Origin of the sequence: Microbacterium salsuginis (assembly GCF_012524205.1) — a bacterium.
GTDB lineage: Bacteria > Actinomycetota > Actinomycetes > Actinomycetales > Microbacteriaceae > Microbacterium > Microbacterium salsuginis.
The window spans coordinates 21,529-44,059 of the sequence record NZ_JABACI010000002.1 but is presented as its reverse complement, the minus strand read 5'-3'; the positions used below and the strand labels follow the sequence as shown (position 1 = coordinate 44,059).

The window sequence follows — 22,531 nt, the reverse complement described above, 5'->3', positions numbered from 1 at the left end:
GCGCACCGGTGAAAGGCGGCGCCGTGGGAAGGCAGCGCGGCGTCAGACCTCGGGCAGCGCGATCGGCTCGCTCGGCGGAGACCCGTGACGTCGCACTCGCAGCACCCGGAACCCCCGGCCCGTCGCGGCGCGATGCACGCTGTACCCGCGGTCGAACGTTGCCGCCAGCCAGCGCTGCAGCGAGTCGGAGCCGAGATTGCGCTGCACCACGAGCCACGCGTCCGAGCGCTCGTCGAGGCGGGGGATCCAGCGCTCGAGCAGGCCGTGCAGTTCGTGCTTGCCGACGCGGATCGGCGGGTTCGAGCGGATCGTGCGGAACCGCACCTCCTCGGGAACATCGTCGGGCAGAGACGCGTTGACATTGTCGAGGCCGAGCGCCTCCGCGTTGCGACGAACGAGGTCGAGGGCGCGCTCGTTGACGTCGACCGCCCAGACCGTGGTGTGGGGGGCATCGAGCGCGAGGCTGAGGGCGATCGGGCCCCAGCCGCAGCCCAGGTCGAGCAGATCGCCACCCGGCGGAGGCGGGGGTGTGTTCGACAGCAGCACCTGGGTGCCCGTGTCGAGGTGGTCTGGGCTGAAGACCCCGCCGGCAGTCGTCAGTTCGAGTTCGCGGCCGGCGAGCCTGACCCGGATGCGCCGCAGATTCTCGGGACTGGCGGGGGAAGCACTGAAGTAGTGTTCGCTCCCCATGGCTGACGAGCCTAGCGGAGGACGTTGCCGAGGGGGAGCGTGTCTCGCCGCTCTGGGACCGGCTCCACCCAGCAGGACTAGAATTCACGGATGCTCCACCGGCCGATCGGGCGGACGGAGCTTCCCGAAAGGAACACATGACGGATACGACAACCCCCCGAAGCACGGAAGAGACGCTGGAGGACCCGGTGGATCGTGTGCTGGCGCGCGCTGAGGCGCGCTCGGGGGTGCATGTCTTCGGCGCCGCGCAGGCGCTGCAGGACGAGGCGACCATCGGTCGCACCGACACGGACGGCGAGCAGTGGGACCGCGAAGAGCGGGCCGCGCTGCGCCGGGTGCCTGGACTGTCGACCGAGCTCGAGGACGTCACCGAGGTCGAGTACCGGCAGCTGCGGCTCGAGAACGTCGTGCTCGTGGGCGTGCACGCCCAGGGCGACACCGAGGACGCCGAGAACTCGCTTCGTGAGCTCGCGGCACTCGCCGAGACAGCAGGCGCCGTCGTGCTGGACGGCGTGCTGCAGCGGCGTCCGCACCCGGACCCGGCGACGTACGTCGGACGCGGCAAGGCCGAAGAGCTGCGCGACATCGTCGCCGCCGTCGGCGCCGACACCGTGATCGCCGACACCGAGCTGGCGCCCAGTCAGCGACGCGCGCTCGAAGACGTCGTGAAGGTGAAGGTCATCGACCGCACCACCGTCATCCTCGACATCTTCAGCCAGCACGCCAAGAGCCGCGAAGGCAAGGCCCAGGTCGAGCTGGCGCAGCTCGAGTACCTCCTGCCTCGCCTGCGTGGCTGGGGCGAGTCGATGAGCCGGCAGGCGGGTGGACAGGTCGGCGCGGGCGGCGCCGGTATGGGCTCGCGTGGCCCCGGTGAGACCAAGATCGAACTCGATCGTCGCCGGATCCGCACGAAGATGGCGCAGCTGCGCCGTCAGATCCGTGACTACGCACCCGCGCGCGAGGCCAAGCGGGCCGAGCGCAAGCGCAACACGATCCCCTCGGTCGCGATCGCCGGATACACCAACGCGGGCAAGTCCAGTCTGCTCAACCGGCTCACCAGCGCCGGCGTGCTCGTCGAGAACGCGCTGTTCGCGACGCTGGATGCCACGGTGCGACGCTCAGAAACGACCGACGGTCGCGTGTACACGCTGACCGACACGGTGGGATTCGTGCGCAACCTTCCTCACCAGCTCGTCGAGGCCTTCCGCTCGACACTCGAGGAGGTCGCCGACTCGGACGTCATCCTGCACGTGGTGGACGCTTCGCACCCTGATCCGGCCGCCCAGCTGGCGACGGTGCGCGATGTGATCGGCGACGTGGGCGCGCGCGACATCCCCGAGCTCGTGGTCTTCAACAAGGCCGATCTCGTCGACGACGACACGCGGCTGGTGCTGCGGGGACTCGAGCCCAAGGCCGTCTTCGCCTCGTCGCGCTCCGGTGAGGGCATCGACGAGCTCCGTGGGGCCATCGAGGCGGCGCTGCCGCTCCCGGCTGTCGAGATCGAAGCGCTCGTGCCCTACGACCGCGGCGACCTCGTGTCGGCGATCCATGAGCAGGGCATCATCCTGTCTCAGCAGCACGAGGAGGGCGGAACCGCGGTGCATGCGCGTGTGGGGGAGCATCTCGCGTCGCGTCTGGCCCCGTTCGTCCGCTGACCCGGGCTATTCGAGTTCGAGCGCCGGGACCCCCGGCGTCTCGAACCCGAAGATCTCGCCGAGGAACGCCAGTTCGGCCTCGAGCGTACGGATGACGGTCTCCGCGCGGCGGAACCCGTGCCCCTCGCCTTCGAACGCGAGGTAGGCGTGGGGCACGCCGTTGGCGGCGAGAGCGTCGCGCACGGCTTCGGACTGCGAAGGCGGGACGACGAGGTCATCGAGCCCCTGCTCGATGAGCAGCGGCGTGCGCAGCCGATCCAGGTGTGACAGCGGGGACCGCTCGATGTACACCGCCTCGGCCTCGGGCAGCGGGCCGACCAGCCCGTCGAGGTAGTTCGCCTCGAAGTCGTGGGTGTCCGCCGCCAGACGCCGCAGGTCGGCGACGCCGTAGCGGCTGATGCCCGCCGCGAAGGCTCCCGGCCGGGTGACGGCGCACAGCACGGTCCAGCCGCCCGCGGACCCGCCGGCGATCGCGAGCCGTGAGCCGTCGGCGAGCCCCGCGTCGGCCAGCCCGTCGGCTGCGGCGATCACGTCATCGACGTCGACGATGCCCCACTGCCCGAGCAGGCGCTCGCGGTAGGCACGGCCGTACCCGCTGGATCCACCGTAGTTGACGTCGAGCACACCGATCCCTCGGCTGGTGAAGTAGGCGATGCGCCCGGATGCGGCGCCCCCGACGTGGTCGGTGGGCCCGCCGTGCACGAACACCGCATACGGAGGCCGTTCGCCCTCCGGCGCCTGCGTGAGCGGGTTGGTCGGAGGGTAGTCGAATGCGTGCACCGGTCCGTGCGGCCCCGTCACCGTGATCGGCCGGGCACGCGGCATCCATTCCGCGCCCCATGGCGATGAGCCGCCCACGTGTACTCGCGCGTCCTCGGGGGAGTCGACGTCGACCTCCCATAGACCGGCGCCGGTGCGTCCGGCCCCCGAGAGCAGGATCCGCGATCCCCGGACATCCTCGACCGACATCCGCGTCACCGGATCCACCGCGACGGTGCGCTCGGCGCCGTCTGGATCGATCACGACGAGCTCGTCGGCGCCGTCGGTGCGGACGGCGACGATGCGCCCGTCGTCCAGAACGCCGAACCAGCGTGTGCCGAGCACCCACAGCGGGCCTCCCGTGTCGGCGTCCGCCGGCGCCGCGAGGTCGGCGTGCCCGCTCGAAGCCCGGCGCCACAGGTTCCATCTGCCGGTCGGGTCGTCGCTGTAGAGGATTTCGTCGTCATGGAGCCACTCCGGCTGCAGGGGAGAGCTCGCGCCGCCTGCCACAGCCGACCACTCGCTGACGATTCCGTCGGCAAGTCGCCCGACCCGCAGTTCGGCACGGTCCCACGCCATATCGGGGTGATCCCACGCGATCCACGCGAGTCGGGTGCCGTCCGGTGAGAGCGCGGGATGGGCGACGAAGTCGCTGCCGGATACGACCGAACGCAGGGCAGCGGCATCCGTCGACCCTCGTCCGTCCAGCGGGATCTCGACGATGTCCCGCCTCGGTGTACCGGCGAGCCGGTGGGCTTCACGCACGGCGAGCAGGCGCCCCCGCTGCCACGTCAGCCCTCCGAACCGCACGTCGCCGTCCGCAGCCGTCAGCGGCTGCGGACGGCCGGATGGATCGAGCCGCCAGACCCGCTGGTCGGTCTTCTCGACGAAGAACAGCACCCCGGCCGCCGTGGCGGTCCACGAGCCGCCGCCGTACTCGTGGACGCGTGAGCGCGCGCTCCACGGTTCACCGATGACGTCTTCGACGATTCCGGATGCCGTCCTCCGCCGGACCGCGGTGCGCCCTGCCTCTTGGGGCACCGTCTCGCCCCACCACACCTCGTCGCCCACGAAGCGCGCGCCCTCGAGTCGCGGCGAGGCGGCGGCGACATCGGCGGCGGTGATCGGAGACGGCCAGGAGCCGTACGGGAGCGGATGGCCGGAAGGCGTCGTCATGCCTCCACGCTACGGCCGAACGTCGGCGTCATCGAGCAGTCGAGCCGCCCCCTTCGCGCACGGCGTCGCGAAACAGTACGACACAGGAGCGGAGTCGGCCCTGGCGCGCCGCTACCGTGGACCAATCGTCGCCCGGCCGTCCGCAAGGATGCCCCGTTCATCGGGAACCGGGCAGGAGCGACAGCCGAGCCCGGCACCCGCCCGTGTGACACCGATCCGCCGATCCGGCGGATGTCCGGTGCCACGGCCGCCCGGCCGCCGTCCGCCCCTGATCCCGAGAAGCTCGAAATGCCGATCGATCTGCGCACTCCACCCGTGCCGGTCTCGTTCGAGGTGTACCCGCCTCGATCCGAGGCAGGCTTCCCCGCACTGCACGAGACCATCCGCCATCTGGCTGCCGTGGATCCCCGCTTCATCTCGGTGACGTACGGCGCCGGCGGTTCAACGGGCGGACGATCGCTCGCCCTGCTCACGCACATCCTTCGCGAGACCCACGTCGAGCCGCTCGCCCACCTGACCTGCGTCGGCAACACCTACGCCGGCGCCGGAGCGCTGATCCGGGAGTTCCTGGATGCCGGCATCACGAGCTTCCTCGCGCTCCGGGGCGATCCGCCGGCAGGTCTCTCCGAGGACGACGCGTTCCTCGGCGACCTGGAGAGCGCGGCGCAGCTCGTGCAGCTCATCGACCGCGTGCAGGCCGAGCGGGCGCCATACACCGAGGCGCCGATCCCCGGCGTTCCCGGCGCGGCGCGCGTGGAGCGGCGTCGCCGGGTCGACATCGCCGTCGCCGCGTTCCCCAACGGGCATCCGCGATCCCGCCACGCGTCCGAGCACCTCGACGCCCTCCTCGCGAAGGAGGCCGCCGGCGCGACGCTGGCCGTCTCGCAACTGTTCTTCCACGCAGACGACTACCTGTCATTCGTGCAGCGTGCGCGCGAGGCGGGCGTGACCATCCCGATCCTGCCCGGCATCATGCCGGTCACGGCGCCGGGTCGGCTGCGCCGGGTGCTCGAGCTCACCGGCGAGCCGTTCCCCGCGCAGCTCGCGATCGGGCTCGAGGTCGAGCCGACGCCCGAGGGTCAGCGCGAGGTCGGCATCGCCTATGCCGCACAGCTCGCCCGCGAGGTCGTCGCCGGCGGCGCGCCTGGCGTGCACCTCTACGCCTTCAACAACCACGACACGGTGCTCGCGGTGCTTCGCGACGCCGGGATCCTCGCCCACCCCCGCCAGAAGGAGGCCGCACGATGACCGACACGACCCCGAACCCCGAGCCCCGACCCACGTTCCCGAGGGGCACGATCCTCGGCTATCCGCGCATCGGCCGGCGACGCGAACTCAAGCGTGCCCTCGAGGCGCACTGGTCGGGAGCCCTCGACACGGACTCCCTCGAGCGGGCCGCGACGGCACTGCGCCGGGCCACGCGGGCTCGCCTGGTCGAGCGGGGGCTCGGTCGACTCGACTCGTCGATCCCCGAGTCGTTCTCGTTCTACGATCAGGTGCTCGACGCCGCCGTGACGGTCGGAGCTCTCCCGGAACGCTTCGCCGGATTGCGCGCGGCGGACGGCACCATCGGGCTGGAGGCGTACTTCGCGGCCGCACGCGGCACCGGCGCGCACGCTCCGCTCGAGATGACGAAGTGGTTCGACACGAACTACCACTACCTCGTCCCCGAGATCGGACCCGAGACGCGGTTCGACCTGGCGAGCGACCGTCTCGTGCGTCAGGTCGCAGAGGCACGTGCCGACGGTTACACCGTCCGTCCCGTCGTGGTCGGTCCGGTCACGCTGCTCGCACTCGCGAAGCCGACGGATGCTGCCGGTGAGGGCTTCGATCCGCTCTCCCGCCTCGACGATGTACTGCCGGTGTACGCCGAGCTGCTGGCGTCCCTGAGGGCCGCGGGAGCCGAATGGGTCCAGCTCGACGAGCCCGCACTGGTCAGTGAGAGCCTGCCCGCGACGCCGAGCGCGTTGGCTGCAGCCGCGGAGCGCGCGTACGCCGTGCTCGGTGCGGCGGTGGACCGCCCGGCCATCCTCGTCGCCGCGCCCTACGCTCAGCTGTCGGAGCGGGCTTGGTCGGTGCTTGCCTCGGCACCCGTCGAGGCGCTCGCCCTGGACCTCGTACGCGGGGCGGTTCCCGTGGCCGCGGCCGGCCTGCAGTCCAAGACACTCGTCGGTGGCGTGATCGACGGACGCAACGTGTGGCGCGGCGACCTGGCGTCCGCGTGGGACGCTCTCGCCTCGTTGCAGACGCTCGGCTCGGCGGCGGTCGCGGCGGGCACGTCGGCGTCGCTCCAGCACGTGCCGCACGACGTCGACGACGAGCCCGACCTGGATCCGAGGCTGGCGTCGTGGCTCGCGTTCGCCGACCAGAAGACGGCGCAGGTCGCAACGCTCGCCACGGGCCTGACCGAGGGTCGCCGGGCCATCGAGCAGCCGCTGGCGGACGCATCCGCCGCCCTCGCCGACCGGCGGAGCGCGCCCGGGGTGCGGGACGGGCTCGTTCGCGGGCGGATCGAGCGCCTGACGCCGGCCGACGCCGAACGGGGCGACTACGACGCGCGCGTCGCCGCGCAGGAGGCCGCACTCGGGCTGCCGATCCTGCCGACGACCACGATCGGGTCGTTCCCGCAGACCGACGAGATCCGCCGTGCGCGGGCCCGTCACGTCGCGGGTCAGTCCTCGACCGAGGACTACGAGCAGTTCCTGAGGGACGAGATCGCTCGCGTCGTGGCGCTGCAGGAGGACATCGGGCTCGACGTGCTCGTGCACGGCGAACCGGAGCGCAACGACATGGTGCAGTACTTCGCAGAGCATCTCGAGGGATTCGCCGTGACGCGACACGGCTGGGTGCAGTCGTACGGCTCACGCGCGACACGTCCCTCGATCCTGTGGGGCGATGTCTCCCGGCCGGCGCCGATCACCGTCGAGTGGTCGACGTTCGCGCAGTCCCTCACCGAAAAGCCGATGAAGGGGATGCTCACCGGACCCGTCACGATCCTTGCGTGGTCGTACGTGCGCGACGACCAGCCCTTGGGTGAGACGGCCGACCAGGTCGCACTGGCCCTGCGTTTTGAGATCTCGGATCTGGAGCGCGCCGGCATCCGCGTGATCCAGGTCGACGAGCCCGCGCTGCGGGAGCTGCTGCCGCTCAAGCGCGGCGATCAGCCCGGATACCTGGAGTGGTCGGTGCGTTCCTTCCGGCTCGCGACAGCCGGCGCGGCGACGGCGACACAGGTGCACACGCACCTGTGCTACTCCGAGTTCGACGTCGTCATCGACGCGATCGCCGCGCTCGACGCCGACGTCACCTCGATCGAGGCCGCCCGCAGTCGTGGCGAGGTCATCGACGATATCGCGGCGTCCGGCTTCGCACTGGCCGTCGGTCCGGGCGTGTGGGACATCCACTCGCCGCGGGTGCCGTCCGTCGAAGAGGTGACGGAGCTGCTCGAACGCGCTGTCGACGAACTGCCTGTGCGCCGCGTGTGGGTCAATCCGGACTGCGGTCTGAAGACCCGGGGCTACCCGGAGACGGTCGCGTCGCTGCGGCACCTCGTCGAGGCCACGCGGACTGCACGCGCTGCGGTCGCGGCTCGCGCCTAGGCCTGCGCTCCGGGCGATGGAGCGGGGGAGGATGCCGCGGCCACATCAGCCGCGGCATCCTCCCGCTGCGACTCCACGGTCTCGGCGGCGACCTGCTCATCGTCGCGGCGCTGGAGCAGCTCGAGGATCCAGGCCACCACGAATGCCACGACGAACACCAGGACGATGTCGCCGCCGGACAGCGGCCGGAGGGCGAAGAGCCAAAGCACCGCCAGTACGGCGACGAGAGTGCGCACGAGGATCTTCTGGCGGGCGAGCCAGCCGCCGAAACCGCCGGTGTCGAGGCCGCGAGAGGCGAGCTGTCGGCGCGCCGAGGAGTTGAGCCCGCTGACGGCGCGGCGCAGGCCGCGGGCGGCACCCGAGCCCCCCATCACCCAGCCCAGCACGGCGACGAAGACCCCCAGCAGCGCCAGGACCAGCGCGGTCTGCGTCATCCCGTCCACGAGGCGCCCGTAGATCACATCGAGAGCGGACGGCGACAGCCCGAGGTCTCCGGCGACGATGCCCATCGCCGCGGAGCCGACGGTCCGGCTCACCGCCAGCGCACCGCCGCCGATCGCGAGGGCCAGACCGGTGCCGAGGATCGCGGTGCTCCGCCGCCGGGCGATGAGGATGCCCAGTGCGAACAGTCCGAGGGTGACGAAGGGGAGCCACCAGCCGAGGGTCGCCGTCAGCGCGTAGCCGGCGCGGACCATCGCGAGGTTGTTCCCTTCGCCGATGATGACGACGCGGTCGATGTCGGGGATCAGCTGAGCCACGCCGAGCCCGCGGTCAACGAGGTTCTGCTTGACGCGCTCGACGATGGCGCCGAGCTGGATCCCCACGCCGTCGTCGGTGCGCACGACGAGGCCGCCGCCGTCGGAGGTGGCAGCGAGTGTCAGCGCGCGATGCGCGGCACGCGTCGTGGTGGCCCACACGTCGGCGAAGGCCTCCGACTCCACCACGCGGGTCACCGTGGTGCCGACGAGGCTCTCCAGACCGCTCGCGGCGGGAGCCTGCAGCAGCTCGAGTGCGTCGGCGGCACGCGGCGGCAGACCGAGCTCGGCGATGCCGTCGAAGACGCGGGCCGTGACGTCGTCGAAGTCGACCTGGGCGCTGATGGCCTCCATCGACTCGTCGATGATCATCGCCTGGACGGCCGGGTCGTCGACCAGTGGCGCGAGGGTCGCGACGAACGCCTCTTCTTCGACGAGCTGCACGCGCGCCCATGCGCCCACGATCGACACCGGCACCAGGATCGCCGCGACGACGATGCAGATCGCCGAGACGACGGCGCGCCAGCGGCCACCGGACGGACGTTCGCGGGTGGGGGATGCGGCCGCCAAACGGGCGTTCTCGGCCTCGAGCTCACGTACCCGCTCGGCGAGGATCTGTGTGTCTGACGTGCCGGTGCCGCTGTCGGTCATGGCGTCATTCTGTCGGAAAGGCGGCCGACACGACATCACCCGACACGCATGACCGCGCTCAGCGGCGGCCGAGTCAGACGGCGCGAAGGACCGCGACGACCTTGCCCAGCACGGTGGCCTCGTCGCCGAGGATCGGCTCGAACGCCGAGTTGCGCGGGAGCAGCCACGTGTGGCCGTCGCGCTGGCGGAACGTCTTGACCGTCGCCTCGCCGTCGAGCATCGCCGCGACGATGTCACCGTTCTCGGCGGTGGCCTGCGCACGAGCCACCACCCAGTCGCCGTCGCAGATCGCGGCGTCGATCATCGACTCGCCCGACACACGCAGCATGAACAGCTCGCCCTTGCCGACCAGCTGACGGGGGAGCGGGAAGATCTCCTCGACCTGCTGCTCGGCCGTGATCGGCACGCCCGCGGCGATGCGCCCCACCAGGGGCACCAGCGCTGCATCGCCGACGGCGGGGCCACTGTCGGCGGGGTTCTCGGTCGCGGTCCCCGGGAGATCTATGAGGACCTCCATGGCACGGGTCTTGCCGGCGTCGCGTCGGAGATAGCCGCTCAGCTCGAGCTGGTTCAGCTGGTGAGTGACGCTGGAGAGCGACTTCAGTCCGACCGCATCGCCGATCTCTCGCATGCTCGGCGGGTAGCCGTGCCGCGCGATCGAGCGCTGGATGACCTCGAGGATCGCCATCTGCTTGTCGCTGAGGCTCTTGCGCCGCCGCGTCTGAGGTTTGTCGCGTCCGGTCGCGTCGCTCATGTTCCGGCTCCCGTCTCGCGCTCGCCGCCGAGCGCAGTTTCTTCGAATGTCGGAGGCCCGTGGTGGGGTTCTCGTATCGAAACCGTATCCGCAATCCGCCCGCTGCCGCAGCACCTGTGCCGCGTGTCGCGTTCGAGAGAGTGTGGGCGATTTCGTCACTTGACATCGTACAACCTCGAAGATAGGTTCGGAAGAGAGCTTCGCATCCGCCGCCCCCGGCCGGGTGGCGGATGCGAATCTCTCGCCACAGGAGGAGCAGACATGACCGCGATCGGCATCTCGTCGCCCGTTCTCCCGTCGCCGGCTCGTGCGGCGGACCACGCCGTGCGCCACGCCACCCGTATGCGGCTGACCGTCCGCGGCCGGCGGGTGCTGGCCGTGCTCGCCGCCCTTCCCGCCGTCGTGGCCCTGAGCTTCGCCGTCATCGGTGGCGGCGCCGCTCTGGCCACGCGTGACTCGGGCGCCCCGGCCGGCTCGTTCACCACGGTGACGGTGGGCTCCGGCGAATCGCTCTGGTCGATCGCCGAGGAGGTCGCGCCCGGCCATGACCCCCGCGACGTCGTCGACGGCATCGTCCGCTTGAACGCGCTGAACGACGTCACGGTCCAGGTCGGGCAGAGCCTGTCGATCCCCGCGGAGTACGCACCGTCGCGGTGAGGTTGCTCCCACGTCACGCGGCTCCGGTGCCGGAGCTCCGGCCGTAGCATGGGAGGGGTGAGTGCACGTCTCGAAGACCTCCCTTTGCGCGCCGATCTCGTCGGTCAGACGCCGTATGGCGCCCCGCAGGCGCCTCTCCCCGTGGCGCTGAACGTCAACGAGAACACGCATCCGGTACCGCAGGAGGTCGCAGACGACATCCTCGACTCCATCGCGCTGGCGCTCCGTGACGTCAACCGGTACCCCGACCGGGAGTTCACCACCCTGCGCGAAGGCTTCGCCGACTACCTCGGGCACGGGCTCACGCGCGATCAGATCTGGGCTGCGAACGGATCCAACGAGGTACTGCAGCACCTGCTGCAGGCGTTCGCCGGTCCCGGCCGATCCGCCTTCGGATTCAGCCCCACCTACTCGATGTACCCGTTGCTCACTCGTGGCACGGGGGCGACCTGGGTGGCGGGCACGCGCGCCGCGGACTTCTCTCTCACTCCTGAGGACGCGGCCTCCCAGGTCGACGAGGCGGCGCCGGATGTCGTCTTCCTCTGCTCCCCGAACAACCCCACGGGCACGCCGCTCGGGCTCGATGTCGTCGAAGCGGTGTACGAGGCATCGCGCGGCATCGTCATCGTCGACGAGGCCTACCACGAGTTCGCTCCGCACGACGAGCGCTCGGCGCTCACGCTGCTCCCCGGGCGGGAGCGCCTGGTCGTCTCTCGCACCATGAGCAAGGCCTTCGCCTTCGCCGGTGCCCGTGTGGGCTACCTCGCCGCCGACCCGGCGCTGATCGACGCACTGCGTCTGGTCCGACTGCCGTACCACCTGAGCGCTCTCACGCAGGCGGCGGCGACGGCGGCTCTTCGCCACGCGCCGGTCATGCTGCGGATGGTCGACGAGATCGTGGCGCAACGCGACCGCATCTCGGCGACGGTCGAGGCGCTCGGCTACACGCCGCACGAGTCCTGGTCCAACTTCGTCCTGTTCGGCGGGGTCGCCGATCCCGCGCGGACGTGGCGCGCGCTGTACGACGCGGGCGTCCTCATCCGGGACGTGGGAATCCCTCACCACCTCCGCGTGACCGCGGGCACCGAGGACGAGACGACAGCGTTCCTCGACGCCCTCGCCTCGGTAGGATCGGCGACATGAGCGCAGCACACCGGACGGCGTCCCTGCGGCGTGCGACGAGCGAATCCACCGTCGAGCTCGAGCTCGACCTCGACGGCGCAGGACGCAGCCGCATCGATACGACCGTGCCGTTCTTCGACCACATGCTCACGGCGTTCGCGAAGCACTCGCTCACCGATCTGACGGTGCGGGCCTCGGGCGACACCGACATCGACGCGCACCACACCGTCGAGGACATCTCCATCGTGCTGGGCCAGGCCATCCGCGAGGCGCTGGGAGACAAGGCGGGGATCTCCCGCTACGGCGACGCGCTCGTGCCGCTGGACGAGGCGCTCGCTCAGGCGGTCGTCGACATCAGCGGCCGCCCGTATCTCGTGCACGAGGGCGAGCCCGCCGGGTTCGAGCACCACCTCATCGGCGGGCACTTCACCGGATCGCTCGTGCGACACACGTTCGAGGCCATCTCGTTCAACGCCGCGCTCACCGTCCACGTCCGGGTGCTCTCGGGACGCGATCCTCACCACATCGCCGAGGCGGAGTACAAGGCGTTCGCCCGAGCCTTCCGGCAGGCGAAGGCACTCGATCCCCTCGTGGAGGGCATCCCGAGCACGAAGGGCGCACTGTGACGGATGAGGGCGGACGGCCGCTGGTCGCGGTGCTCGACTACGGCTCGGGCAACGTCCATTCCGCCGTCAAGGCACTGGTGGCCGCGGGCGCCGACGCGCGCCTGACGAGCGATCGGGTCCTCATCCAGGAGGCCGATGGACTCCTGGTGCCCGGCGTCGGAGCATTCCGCGCCGTCGCCGAGGCACTGCGCGCGAGCCGCGGAGACGAGCTCATCGAGCGGCGCCTGGCAGGTGGTCGCCCGGTGCTCGGCATCTGCGTCGGCATGCAGGTGTTCTTCGAGCGCGGCGTCGAGCGCGGCGTCGACAGCGAGGGACTCGGTGAGTGGCCGGGCGTCGTGACCGAACTCGATGCGCCCGTGCTGCCGCACATGGGCTGGAACACGGTGGAGGCGGGCGAGGGCTCACGCCTCTTCCGCGGCCTCGAGCAGGAGCGGTTCTACTTCGTGCACTCGTTCGCGGCGCAGAAGTGGCTGCTCGACGTGCAGCCGCCCTTCCCGCAGCCCGTGCTGACATGGTGCACCTACGGTGCTCCGTTCCTCGCCGCCGTCGAGAACGGGCCGCTGTCGGCCACGCAGTTCCACCCCGAGAAATCAGGGGCGGCCGGCATCCGTCTGCTCTCCAATTGGATCGAAGGGCTCGGCGGGGCTACTCTCTGAGATCGTGCCGTCCGCGGGAGCGCATGCTCTCGTGACTGTCCCGCACGAGGAGCCATGAACGATTTCGCGTCCACCCCCAAGCTCGTCCTCCTGCCCGCCGTCGACGTCGCCGACGGCAAGGCAGTGCGCCTGACCCAGGGGGAGGCGGGCACCGAGACCAACTACGGCGATCCCGTCGACGCCGCGCTCGACTTCGCGCGTCAGGGCGCGGAGTGGATCCACCTCGTCGACCTCGACGCCGCCTTCGGCCGGGGCAGCAACGCCGGCACGCTGCGCAAGGTGATCAAGCAGGTGCGCGGCGTCCAGGTCGAGCTGTCCGGCGGAATCCGCGACGACCGCACGCTCGAGGCAGCGCTCGAGAGCGGTGCCGCGCGCATCAATCTCGGCACCGCGGCGCTGGAGAACCCGGAATGGGCCGCGGATGTCATCGGTCGCTACGGCGACGTCATCGCCGTCGGGCTCGATGTGCGGGGCACCACCCTCGCCGCCCGCGGCTGGACTCGCGAGGGCGGCGACCTGTGGACGGTCCTCGACCGCCTGGAGGAGGCGGGCTGCAGCCGGTACGTCGTCACCGACGTCACGAAGGACGGGACGCTCAAGGGCCCGAACCTCGATCTGCTGCGCGAGCTGACCACACGCACGCCGAAGCCGATCGTGGCTTCGGGGGGTGTGTCGAACCTCGACGACATCATCGCGCTGCGGGACCTCGTCCCGCTCGGCGTGGAGGGGGCGATCGTGGGCAAGGCGCTTTACGCAGGCGCGTTCACGCTCGCCGAGGCGCTGGATGTCGCCGGATACTGACCCGCACCCCGACCATTCCGCCGATTCGGCAGGAGTGCCCTGGGCGGGGCGCAGCTTCCACGCCAATCCGCACACCGCGGACGACGGCTCCGCCGACCCCGCGCTGCTGGCGGCTCTGACCGCCTTCCGGGACGGCGCAGGCAGTCAGCAGCAGGTCGTCGACGCCTACCGGGCAGCGCGCCTGCTCATCCCGCTCATGGCGGCGAAGGGCGATGAGGGCACCGGCGCTCATGGGCTGACGGTCGACAAGACCCAGGAGCTGTCCATCGTCACGGTCGCGGCTCCGGACGGCCGCCGGGTGCTCCCGGTGTTCACGTCGGTCGACGCCATGGGACGGTGGGATGCCGCCGCACGGCCGGTGCCCGCCGACGGCGTCCGCACGGCACTGGCCGCAGCTGCGGACGACACCGACCTGATCGTCGTCGATCCGGGTTCACCCACGGAGTTCGTCATCCGCCGCCCGGCGGTGTGGGCGATCGGCCAGGAGGTGCCATGGGAGCCCAGCTATGTGTCGGCGGAGGTCGTCGCGGCGCTTCACCAGAGCATCGGGGGCGAGCTGGCCGTCATCGACCTGACGGTCGAGGCGGGGGACCCCGACGCCCGTCTGCGCGGTCCGGAGCTCGTCGTCCGGCTGCACCTCATGGAGGGGCTCGATCAGGCCGAACTCGACGCGGTCCTCGCGCGGCTGGCCAAGCGCTGGTCCGCCGATGATCGCATCGCGGTGCTCGTCGACTCGCTGACGGTCAAGCTCGTCCGGGCAGCCTGAGCCGGCGAACCCGGTCTTGCGGGCGCGAGGGGTGGCGGCGGATGATCGGCACGGCGGAGGTGCTCATGGGCGACAGCACGCACGACGACAGGCAAGAGCAGTACCGGCGCGCTCTGCAGGTGGCACACGAACGCGCGCTGGCGTGGGTCGAGTCGCTCGACGAGCGGTCCGTCCGGCCCGACATCGACGTCGACGGCGTCCTGGACCGGCTCGATCGCCGTCTGGGCGACGAGGGGACGGATGCCGCAGCCGTCGTCCAGGAACTGGCCGACGCGTGCGAGCCGGGCCTGATGGCGATGGGGTCCCCGCGCTTCTACGGCTTCGTGATCGGCGGCGCATATCCCGCGGCACTCGCCGCGGACTGGCTGGTATCGGCGTGGGACCAGAACACCGGGTCGCGACAGCCCACACCGGCGACGGCGGCCGTCGAGGAGGTCGCCGCGCAGTGGCTGCTCGAACTGCTGGGCCTGCCGGACGGCAGCGGCGTGGGCTTCGCGACCGGAGCGACGAGCGCGAACCTCTCGTGTCTGGTCGTGGCGCGTGACGCCGTCCTGCGCCGGCGCGGCCACGACCCTGCCGACGGACTGTCGCGGTCGGGCGGCATCCGCTTCCTCGCGGGCGACGCCGTGCACACCTCGGTGGTGCTCGCCGGGCGCATCACCGGTCTCGGCGCGCCGCGCACCGTCGGTGCCGACGCCCAGGGACGGATCGACGTGGCCGGACTCGCCCGAGCCCTCGCCGAGGACGATGCGCCGACCGTCGTCGCGCTTCAGGCCGGTGACGTCCACTCGGGCGCGTTCGACGAGTTCGCCACTGCGATCGAGGTGGCGCGCGCCGCCGACGCGTGGGTGCACGTGGACGGGGCGTTCGGCCTGTGGGCCGCCGCCAGTCCACGGCTGCGGCATCTGGTCGCCGGAGTCGACGGCGCGGACTCGTGGGCCACGGACGCGCACAAGACCCTCAACGTCCCGTACGACTGCGGCATCGCGATCGTGCGCGACGAGGCGGCGATGACGGCGTCCCTGGGTGCGCACGCGGCGTACCTCCCGGAGATGGCGAGCATCGCCGACCCCTACGACCACGTCGCCGAGCTCTCACGCCGGGCGCGCGGGGTCCCGGTGTGGGCGGCGCTGCGGTCGCTGGGCCGCCGCGGAGTCGCTGATCTGGTCGAGGGCCTGGCGGACGCTGCCACGGGGCTTGCGAACGGATTCCGCGGGATCCCGGGGCTGGAGGTGTTCAACGACGTGGTGTTCACCCAGGTCTGCCTCGCGTCCGGTGACGATCGCGCCACGGCAGCGCTGGGGGACTGGCTGCGTCAGGAGGGGACGGTGTGGGCGTCCTCGTCGACGTGGCGGGGGCGGACGGTGGTCCGGTTCGCGGTGAGCAACTTCCGCACCGACGACGACGCGGTGAGGCGCACGGTCGACGCCGTGGCGCGCGGCGCCGCCGCCGTCGGCATCCGCTGACTGCAGATCAGTTCACGGGGCCGGTCCACTTCTCGCCGGGTCCCTTGCCGATCGGGTCGGGGATGACGGATGCCTCGCGGAAGGCCAGCTGCACCGACCGCAGACCGTCGCGCAGGGAGCGAGCGTGCATGTCGCTGATCTCCGGTGCTCCCGCGGTGATGAGGCCGGCCAGCGCGTTGATGAGCTTGCGCGCCTCGTCGAGATCCGTCTGCGTCGCGGGGTCGTCGGCGAGGCCGACCTTCACCGCGGCGGCGCTGAGGAGGTGGACGGCGGTGGTCGTGATCACCTCGACGGCGGGCACATCGGCGATGTCACGGGATGCGGATGCCGCAGCGCGCTCGCGCTCCTCCCAGAGAGCCTGACGCTCGGCATCCGCCTTCTCCGACTTTCCGCTCGCCTGGCCGTCCTGGTCTCGAATCGTGTCCACGCCGTACTCTCTGCTAAACTTCTCTGGTCTCCGGTGCGTCATGCGCCGGATCGGAAAGTGGATCACATCCCACCCGCGCTTGCCGTTCCAGGCTACCGGGTCATGCACTCCGCCCCGACCGCTTGCGGCCGGGGTAGTCGCCTGAGTCTCGGGCGGGAACCAGGGTGCCGAAAGTCGGGTCTCGAAGCGTCCTGACGGGTGGAGTGGATCTTCCTCCGCCCGCGACGCAAAACGTGTCGCGGTGTCATCACCCGCACGAAGGAGTTCCGCATCAGCGATCCCCGCACCAACGACCGCATCCGGGTGCCCGAGGTACGCCTCGTCGGCCCGAACGGAGAGCAGGTCGGCGTCGTCCGCATCGAGGTGGCGCTGCGCCTGGCTCAGGAAGCCGACCTCGATCTCGTCGAGGTGGCCCCGAACTCGAAGCCCCCCGTGGTCAAGATCATGGACTACGGCAAGTTCAAGTACGAGGCTGCGCAGAAGGCCAAGGAAGCGCGTCGCAATCAGGCGAACACCGTCCTCAAGGAGGTCCGGTTCCGTCTGAAGATCGAAGCCCACGATTACATCACCAAGCTCAAGCGCGCCGAAGGCTTCCTGCAGTCGGGCGACAAGGTCAAGGCCATGATCCTCTTCCGTGGTCGCGAGCAGTCGCGTCCCGAGCAGGGTGTGCGTCTTCTCCGCAAGTTCGCCGAGGACGTCGCGGAATTCGGCACCGTCGAATCGAATCCCACGATCGACGGCCGCAACATGGTGATGGTCATCGCCCCGCACAAGAACAAGTCCGAGGTGAAGACCGAGCAGAACGCCCAGCGTGCCGCCAACAAGGAGGCAGCGCGCTCGGCTCGCACCGGCGCACCGGCCGACGAGGCCGAATCGGCTCCCGCCGAGTCGGCACCCGCCGAATAGCGCCCCCACAGACTCCCGCACCGCGGGATCCGACTCCCGCCCGCGCGGGATGTGAAACGAAGGAATGAACAGATGCCGAAGCAGAAGACCCACTCGGGCGCCAAGAAGCGCTTCAAGGTCACGGGCAGCGGAAAGCTCATGAAGCAGCAGGCGAACCTTCGCCACAACTTCGAGGGCAAGTCGTCGCGCCGCACCCGCCGCCTCTCCCAGGAGCAGGTCCTCGCCCCGGGCGACGCCAAGGTCGCCAAGAAGCTCCTCGGTCGCTGAGCGCCCGACGCACGAATAGGAATCACACGAAATGGCTAGAGTCAAGCGGGCCGTCAACGCCCACAAGAAGCGTCGCGTCATCCTCGAGCGCGCCTCCGGTTACCGGGGTCAGCGTTCGCGCCTGTACCGCAAGGCGAAGGAGCAGGTCACCCACTCGCTCGTCTACGCGTACCGCGACCGTCGCAAGCGCAAGGGCGATTTCCGTCGCCTGTGGATCCAGCGCATCAACGCCGCTGCCCGCCAGAACGGCATCACGTACAACCGCTTCATCCAGGGTCTCGGCCTCGCGGGCGTGCAGGTCGACCGCCGCATGCTCGCCGAGCTCGCGGTGAACGAGCCCGCCACGTTCGCGTCGCTGGTCCAGACGGCGAAGAAGGCGCTGCCCGAGAACGTCAACGCTCCCAAGAGCGCCTGATCTCAGCATTCGTCATCGAAAGGGCGCCCTCCTCACGGAGGGCGCCCTTTCTGTCCCTAGACTGAGTGCCGTGCTCGAGAACCCTCGCTCTCCGCGCGTTCGCGCCGTCGCGAAGCTGACCAAGCGCAGCGCCCGTCAGGAGACGGGGCTGTTCCTGCTGGAAGGTCCGCAGGCCGCCCGCGAGGCGCTGGCCTACCGCCCCGACACCCTCGTGGAGCTGTTCGCGACGCCGAGCGCCCTCGATAAGCACGCCGATGTGAGGGACGCGGCGAAGGATGCCGGCATCGAGGTCGTCTTCACGACCGAGGCCGTGCTGGATTCGATGGCCGACACCGTCACCCCGCAAGGCCTCGTCGCCGTCGCCCGGCAGTCGCCCACCTCGGTCCGTGACGTCTTCGCGGCGTCGCCCCGGCTGGTCGCCATCTGCGAAGAGGTCCGCGATCCGGGCAATCTCGGCACCATCATCCGGGCGGCGGATGCTGCGGGCGCCGATGCCGTCGTGCTCACCGGGCGCACGGTCGATCCGTACAACCCCAAGGTCGTGCGCGCCACGACCGGGTCGCTGTTCCACCTGCCGATCGCGGTCGGTGTCGAGCTGACGACCGCAGTCGAGCGAGCGCACGCCGCGGGGGTGCGAGTCATCGCTGCCGATGTCGGGGGAGGCGACTTCCTCGCGTCGCGGCCGATCCTCGCCGAGCCGACGGCGTGGCTGTTCGGCAATGAGGCCCGCGGGCTCGACGAAGAGGCGCTCGCCCTGGCGGACCTCTCGCTGCGCCTGCCCATCTTCGGCGCGGCCGAGTCGCTCAATCTCGCGACGGCCGCGAGCGTCTGCCTGTACGAGACCGCTTTCGCGCAGCGCGCCGCGGGCTGACACGTCGCGTTCCGGCGCTGTTACAGATCGGTAAAGGGTCGCGCGGCGACTGGCCCGCGTCGGAGCACGCCCCTAGGGTGAAGACATGGCGACACCTGAAGCCCCGGCGCCGGCGCCGCGGACCTCGAACATCTCGGTGCGACGGGGCGAACCCCTGGTCATCATCGACCACGTCGACAAGCACTTCGGTGATCTCCACGTGCTGAAAGACATCAACACGGTGGTCAACCGGGGCGAGGTCGTCGTGGTGATCGGTCCGTCCGGCTCCGGCAAATCCACGCTGTGCCGCGCGATCAACCGGCTGGAGACGATCGACTCCGGCACGATCTCGATCGACGGTGCGAAGCTGCCCGAAGAGGGCAAAGCGCTCGCGCACCTGCGTGCCGACGTCGGCATGGTCTTCCAGTCGTTCAACCTGTTCGCGCACAAGACCGTTCTCGAGAACGTCACGCTGGGTCCGATCCAGGTGCGCGGCATGAAGAAGAAGGATGCCGAAGACAAGGCGATGCAGCTGCTCGACCGGGTCGGCGTGGCAAACCAGGCCAAGAAGATGCCCAACCAGCTGTCGGGCGGGCAGCAGCAGCGCGTCGCGATCGCGCGCTCCCTCGCGATGAACCCGAAGCTGATCCTGATGGACGAGCCGACCAGCGCGCTCGACCCCGAGATGATCAACGAGGTGCTCGACGTCATGATCGGGCTCGCCGCCGACGGCATGACGATGATCGTCGTCACGCACGAGATGGGGTTCGCCCGCAAGGCCGCCGACCGCGTGCTCTTCATGGCAGACGGCGCGATCGTCGAAGAGGCGACCCCTGACCAGTTCTTCACCAACCCGCAGAGCGACAGGGCGAAGGACTTCCTGTCCAAGATCCTCGAGCACTGAACCGCTCCGGCCTCCTTCCAGCGGCCGGGAACCGAGAGGACCGTCACGAACGGTCCGCCACAGCAAAGGACGAAGACAATGAAGCGAATGCGACTTCCGTTGATCGCGCTGGCCGCAGCCGGCGCGCTCGCGCTGTCGGCGTGCGCCACCGGCGGCACGCCGGGCGGCGAGCAGACCACGACGCCCGAGCCGGAGCCCACGTTCGAGGCGGGCACCACAATGGCCGAGCTCGCTGAGGCGGGCTCGATCACGATCGGCACGAAGTTCGACCAGCCGCTGTTCGGCCTGAACGGACCGAACGGCCCTGAGGGCTTCGATGTCGAGATCGGCAAGATCATCGCGTCCGAGCTCGGCATCGCCGAAGAGGACATCGAGTGGAAGGAAGCGGTCTCGGCCAACCGCGAGCCGTTCATCCAGAACGGCGAGGTCGACATCGTGATCGCCACCTACACGATCAACGACAAGCGCAAGGAGGTCGTCTCCTTCGCCGGCCCGTACTACATGGCAGGCCAGTCGATCCTGACGCTCGCCGACAACGACGACATCGAGAGCGAAGACGACCTCGTCGGGCAGCCGGTCTGCTCGGTGACCGGCTCCACGCCGGCCGCCAAGCTGGCCGAGATCGGCGCCGAGCCGGTGCTCACCGACACGTACTCCAACTGCCTCGAGCCGCTGCGCAGCGGTGCGGTGGTGGCCGTGTCGACCGACAACGTGATCCTCGCCGGCCTCGCCGCGCAGAACGAGGGCGAGTTCAAGGTCGTGGGCGAGCCGTTCACCGAGGAGCCTTACGGCATCGGCCTCGCGCTCGAAGACACCGAGTTCCGCATGTGGATCAACGACGTGCTCGAAGAGGCGTACGAGGACGGTCGCTACGAGGAGGCGTGGAACGCCACCGCGGGCACCGTGCTCCCGTTCGTCGAGCCGCCGACACCCGACCGCTACTGATCGACACGGATGCCCCGGGCCCGCCGGATTCGGCGGCCCGGGGCATCCGTCCCCACACACTCACGAAAGGAGGCCCATGGAGCAGCTGTGGTCGCTGATGCCGACCTTCCTCGAAGGCTTCCGTGTGACGCTCCTCCTGCTGGTGGTGTCCGGCGTGTGCGCGCTGGTGCTCGGCACGCTCATCGCCGCCATGCGGATCTCGCCCGTCGCGGCGCTCCGCGGATTCGCGGCGTTCTGGACCGAGATCGCACGCAACACCCCACTGACCCTCGTCTTCATCTTCACGGCCTTCGTCATGCCCATGCTCGGCGTGCGGTTGCCGTACATCCTGCTGGCGTTCATCGCGCTGACCTACTACACCTCGCCGTTCGTCGCCGAGGCGCTGCGGTCGGGCATCAACGGCGTCCCGGTCGGTCAGGCCGAGGCCGCCCGCAGCATCGGGCTCGGTTTCGGTCAGACCGTCTCGCTCGTCGTGCTGCCGCAGGCGTTCCGCATGACCATCCCGCCCCTCATCAACGTCTTCATCGCCCTCACGAAGAACACGTCGGTCGCCGGCGGATTCTTCGTCGTCGAGCTGTTCGCGACGACGCGACAGCTCGCCAACGACAACGGGAACATCGTGATCCAGATCCTCGTGACCGCAGCGGTGCTGTACCTGGTCATCACCGTGCCGCTCGGCCTGATCGCCGGGCAGCTCGAGAAGCGCTGGGTGGTGCGGCGATGAGCGGCGCAAGCGTCCTGTTCGACGCACCGGGACCGCGGGCACGGCGGCTCTCGCTCATCCTGTCCATCGTGGCGGCCATCCTCATCCTCGCCGGCGCGGTCTGGGTGATCCTCACACTGGCCGCTCCCCGCGACTCGGGCGGCATCACCCTGCCGGGCATGTTCGACCCCACTCGCTGGAACATCTTCACGGACCCCGCCGTCTGGGGATTCATCGGGGAAGGCGTGATCGCGACGCTGCAGGCCGCCGCCGTCGCCGCCGTCGGGGCGATCGCGGTGGGCGTCGTGCTCTCGCTGCTGCGCAGCTCGCTCATCCCCTGGGTGCGCATCCCCACCGCGTGGGTGATCGAGTTCTTCCGCGGGATGCCGGTGCTGCTGATGATGCTGTTCATCCTGCTCGTCGCCTCCACGGGCGCGTTCTGGGCCGTCGTCATCGCGCTCATCGTCTACAACGGCACGCTCATCGGCGAGATCCTCCGTGCCGGCCTGGCTGCGCTGCCGCGCGGGCAGCGCGAAGCTGCGCTCAGCGTGGGCATGCGCGAGTTCCAGTCGAAGATGCTGGTGGAGTTCCCGCAGGCGTTCCGGCAGATGCTGCCGATCATCGTCGCCCAGCTGGTCGTGCTGCTCAAGGACACGTCGCTCGGCTACATCGTCGGCTACAACGAGATCATCCGGAGCAACATCAACAACCTCGGCAGCTTCTACGGCAACCGATACCTGTTCTCGCTGTTCGTCGTGACGCTCGCGATCTACCTGACGATCAACCTGCTGCTGTCCTGGTTCGCGCGCTGGCTCGCGCGCCGCACCGCGAGCGGCGGCGGCAAGGTCCGTCGCGGAAAGGGCGAGGACCCGACGAATCCGGCGACCCTGCTGCGGATCGAGGCGACCGCGTCCGCGGCCGGGTCGCACCGCGCATAGTCGGGCCGAGCGACGGCCGGCGCCCCGGCCGTCGGTAGACTCG

23 protein-coding genes are annotated in these 22,531 nt (G+C 70.2%); 18 read left to right on the top strand and 5 right to left on the bottom strand.

What is annotated here, in order from left to right; translation table 11 throughout:
* Window positions 1-42 precede the first annotated feature (42 nt).
* Window positions 43-690 carry a class I SAM-dependent methyltransferase gene (locus HF576_RS07275; protein WP_168912160.1) on the bottom strand — a complete coding sequence of 216 codons (648 nt, stop codon included), beginning with the start codon at window positions 688-690 and terminating at the stop codon, window positions 43-45.
* 137 nt (window positions 691-827) lie between these two features.
* Here HF576_RS07275 and hflX point away from each other — a divergent pair, with 137 nt between their 5' ends.
* On the top strand, window positions 828-2,345 hold the full coding sequence (gene hflX, locus HF576_RS07270) for a GTPase HflX (RefSeq protein WP_168912159.1): 1,518 nt from the start codon (window positions 828-830) through the stop codon (window positions 2,343-2,345).
* Between the two features lie 6 nt (window positions 2,346-2,351).
* Here hflX and HF576_RS07265 read toward each other — a convergent pair whose 3' ends face one another.
* Window positions 2,352-4,280 carry a S9 family peptidase gene (locus HF576_RS07265; protein ID WP_168912158.1) on the bottom strand — a complete coding sequence of 643 codons (1,929 nt, stop codon included), beginning with the start codon at window positions 4,278-4,280 and terminating at the stop codon, window positions 2,352-2,354.
* Window positions 4,281-4,568: 288 nt separating this feature from the next.
* Here HF576_RS07265 and HF576_RS07260 point away from each other — a divergent pair, with 288 nt between their 5' ends.
* The gene (locus HF576_RS07260) at window positions 4,569-5,528 is read left to right on the top strand and encodes a methylenetetrahydrofolate reductase (protein WP_168912157.1); all 960 of its coding nucleotides are present in this window, start codon (window positions 4,569-4,571) and stop codon (window positions 5,526-5,528) included.
* Window positions 5,525-7,879, top strand: a complete 2,355-nt coding sequence (gene metE / locus HF576_RS07255) for a 5-methyltetrahydropteroyltriglutamate--homocysteine S-methyltransferase (RefSeq protein ID WP_168912156.1) — start codon at window positions 5,525-5,527, stop codon at window positions 7,877-7,879. The genes HF576_RS07260 and metE overlap by 4 nt, the downstream gene beginning before the upstream one ends.
* Here metE and HF576_RS07250 read toward each other — a convergent pair.
* Window positions 7,876-9,285: a hypothetical protein gene (locus tag HF576_RS07250; RefSeq protein WP_168912155.1), complete on the bottom strand. Its 1,410-nt coding sequence runs from the start codon at window positions 9,283-9,285 to the stop codon at window positions 7,876-7,878. The genes metE and HF576_RS07250 overlap by 4 nt on opposite strands.
* A gap of 73 nt (window positions 9,286-9,358) precedes the next feature.
* A complete protein-coding gene (lexA, locus tag HF576_RS07245) occupies window positions 9,359-10,039 on the bottom strand; it encodes a transcriptional repressor LexA (RefSeq protein ID WP_168912154.1) in 681 nt (226 codons plus the stop codon).
* Between the two features lie 261 nt (window positions 10,040-10,300).
* Between lexA and HF576_RS07240 the strand changes: the two genes are divergently transcribed.
* The 7 genes from HF576_RS07240 to HF576_RS07210 are packed head-to-tail and all read left to right on the top strand — an operon-like array spanning window position 10,301 to window position 16,133.
* Entirely contained in the window at window positions 10,301-10,696 is a 396-nt protein-coding gene (locus HF576_RS07240; RefSeq protein ID WP_168912153.1) for a LysM peptidoglycan-binding domain-containing protein, read from the top strand.
* Between the two features lie 48 nt (window positions 10,697-10,744).
* Window positions 10,745-11,839, top strand: a complete 1,095-nt coding sequence (locus HF576_RS07235; protein ID WP_205835054.1) for a histidinol-phosphate transaminase — start codon at window positions 10,745-10,747, stop codon at window positions 11,837-11,839.
* Window positions 11,836-12,444: an imidazoleglycerol-phosphate dehydratase HisB gene (gene hisB / locus HF576_RS07230; RefSeq protein WP_168912151.1), complete on the top strand. Its 609-nt coding sequence runs from the start codon at window positions 11,836-11,838 to the stop codon at window positions 12,442-12,444. The genes HF576_RS07235 and hisB overlap by 4 nt, the downstream gene beginning before the upstream one ends.
* Window positions 12,441-13,100 (top strand): imidazole glycerol phosphate synthase subunit HisH, encoded by a 660-nt coding sequence (gene hisH / locus HF576_RS07225; RefSeq protein WP_168912150.1) that lies wholly within the window; start codon window positions 12,441-12,443, stop codon window positions 13,098-13,100. Before hisB ends, hisH begins: the two co-directional genes overlap by 4 nt.
* A gap of 54 nt (window positions 13,101-13,154) precedes the next feature.
* A complete protein-coding gene (priA, locus tag HF576_RS07220; RefSeq protein WP_168912149.1) occupies window positions 13,155-13,901 on the top strand; it encodes a bifunctional 1-(5-phosphoribosyl)-5-((5-phosphoribosylamino)methylideneamino)imidazole-4-carboxamide isomerase/phosphoribosylanthranilate isomerase PriA in 747 nt (248 codons plus the stop codon).
* Window positions 13,885-14,667 (top strand): SseB family protein, encoded by a 783-nt coding sequence (locus tag HF576_RS07215; protein WP_168912148.1) that lies wholly within the window; start codon window positions 13,885-13,887, stop codon window positions 14,665-14,667. Before priA ends, HF576_RS07215 begins: the two co-directional genes overlap by 17 nt.
* A gap of 41 nt (window positions 14,668-14,708) precedes the next feature.
* A complete protein-coding gene (locus HF576_RS07210; RefSeq protein WP_240948787.1) occupies window positions 14,709-16,133 on the top strand; it encodes a pyridoxal phosphate-dependent decarboxylase family protein in 1,425 nt (474 codons plus the stop codon).
* Window positions 16,134-16,140: 7 nt separating this feature from the next.
* Here HF576_RS07210 and HF576_RS07205 read toward each other — a convergent pair whose 3' ends face one another.
* Window positions 16,141-16,560, bottom strand: coding sequence for a DUF1844 domain-containing protein (locus HF576_RS07205; protein WP_343234200.1), 420 nt, complete (start codon window positions 16,558-16,560; stop codon window positions 16,141-16,143).
* 198 nt (window positions 16,561-16,758) lie between these two features.
* On the opposite strand from HF576_RS07205, the gene infC reads away from it, so the two are divergent.
* From infC to HF576_RS07165, 8 genes are all read left to right on the top strand, one after another.
* Entirely contained in the window at window positions 16,759-17,466 is a 708-nt protein-coding gene (gene infC / locus HF576_RS07200; protein WP_425522983.1) for a translation initiation factor IF-3, read from the top strand.
* 72 nt (window positions 17,467-17,538) lie between these two features.
* Entirely contained in the window at window positions 17,539-17,733 is a 195-nt protein-coding gene (gene rpmI / locus HF576_RS07195) for a 50S ribosomal protein L35 (protein WP_018172232.1), read from the top strand.
* 31 nt (window positions 17,734-17,764) lie between these two features.
* Window positions 17,765-18,148 (top strand): 50S ribosomal protein L20, encoded by a 384-nt coding sequence (rplT, locus tag HF576_RS07190; RefSeq protein WP_168912147.1) that lies wholly within the window; start codon window positions 17,765-17,767, stop codon window positions 18,146-18,148.
* 70 nt (window positions 18,149-18,218) lie between these two features.
* A complete protein-coding gene (locus tag HF576_RS07185; protein WP_168912146.1) occupies window positions 18,219-19,019 on the top strand; it encodes a TrmH family RNA methyltransferase in 801 nt (266 codons plus the stop codon).
* Window positions 19,020-19,104: 85 nt separating this feature from the next.
* Complete coding sequence (locus HF576_RS07180; protein WP_168912145.1) at window positions 19,105-19,902, top strand: amino acid ABC transporter ATP-binding protein; 798 nt, start codon at window positions 19,105-19,107, stop codon at window positions 19,900-19,902.
* A gap of 78 nt (window positions 19,903-19,980) precedes the next feature.
* Window positions 19,981-20,847: a glutamate ABC transporter substrate-binding protein gene (locus tag HF576_RS07175; protein WP_168912144.1), complete on the top strand. Its 867-nt coding sequence runs from the start codon at window positions 19,981-19,983 to the stop codon at window positions 20,845-20,847.
* Window positions 20,848-20,923: 76 nt separating this feature from the next.
* Window positions 20,924-21,571: an amino acid ABC transporter permease gene (locus HF576_RS07170; protein WP_168912143.1), complete on the top strand. Its 648-nt coding sequence runs from the start codon at window positions 20,924-20,926 to the stop codon at window positions 21,569-21,571.
* Entirely contained in the window at window positions 21,568-22,488 is a 921-nt protein-coding gene (locus HF576_RS07165; protein ID WP_168912142.1) for an amino acid ABC transporter permease, read from the top strand. The genes HF576_RS07170 and HF576_RS07165 overlap by 4 nt, the downstream gene beginning before the upstream one ends.
* Window positions 22,489-22,531 lie beyond the last annotated feature (43 nt).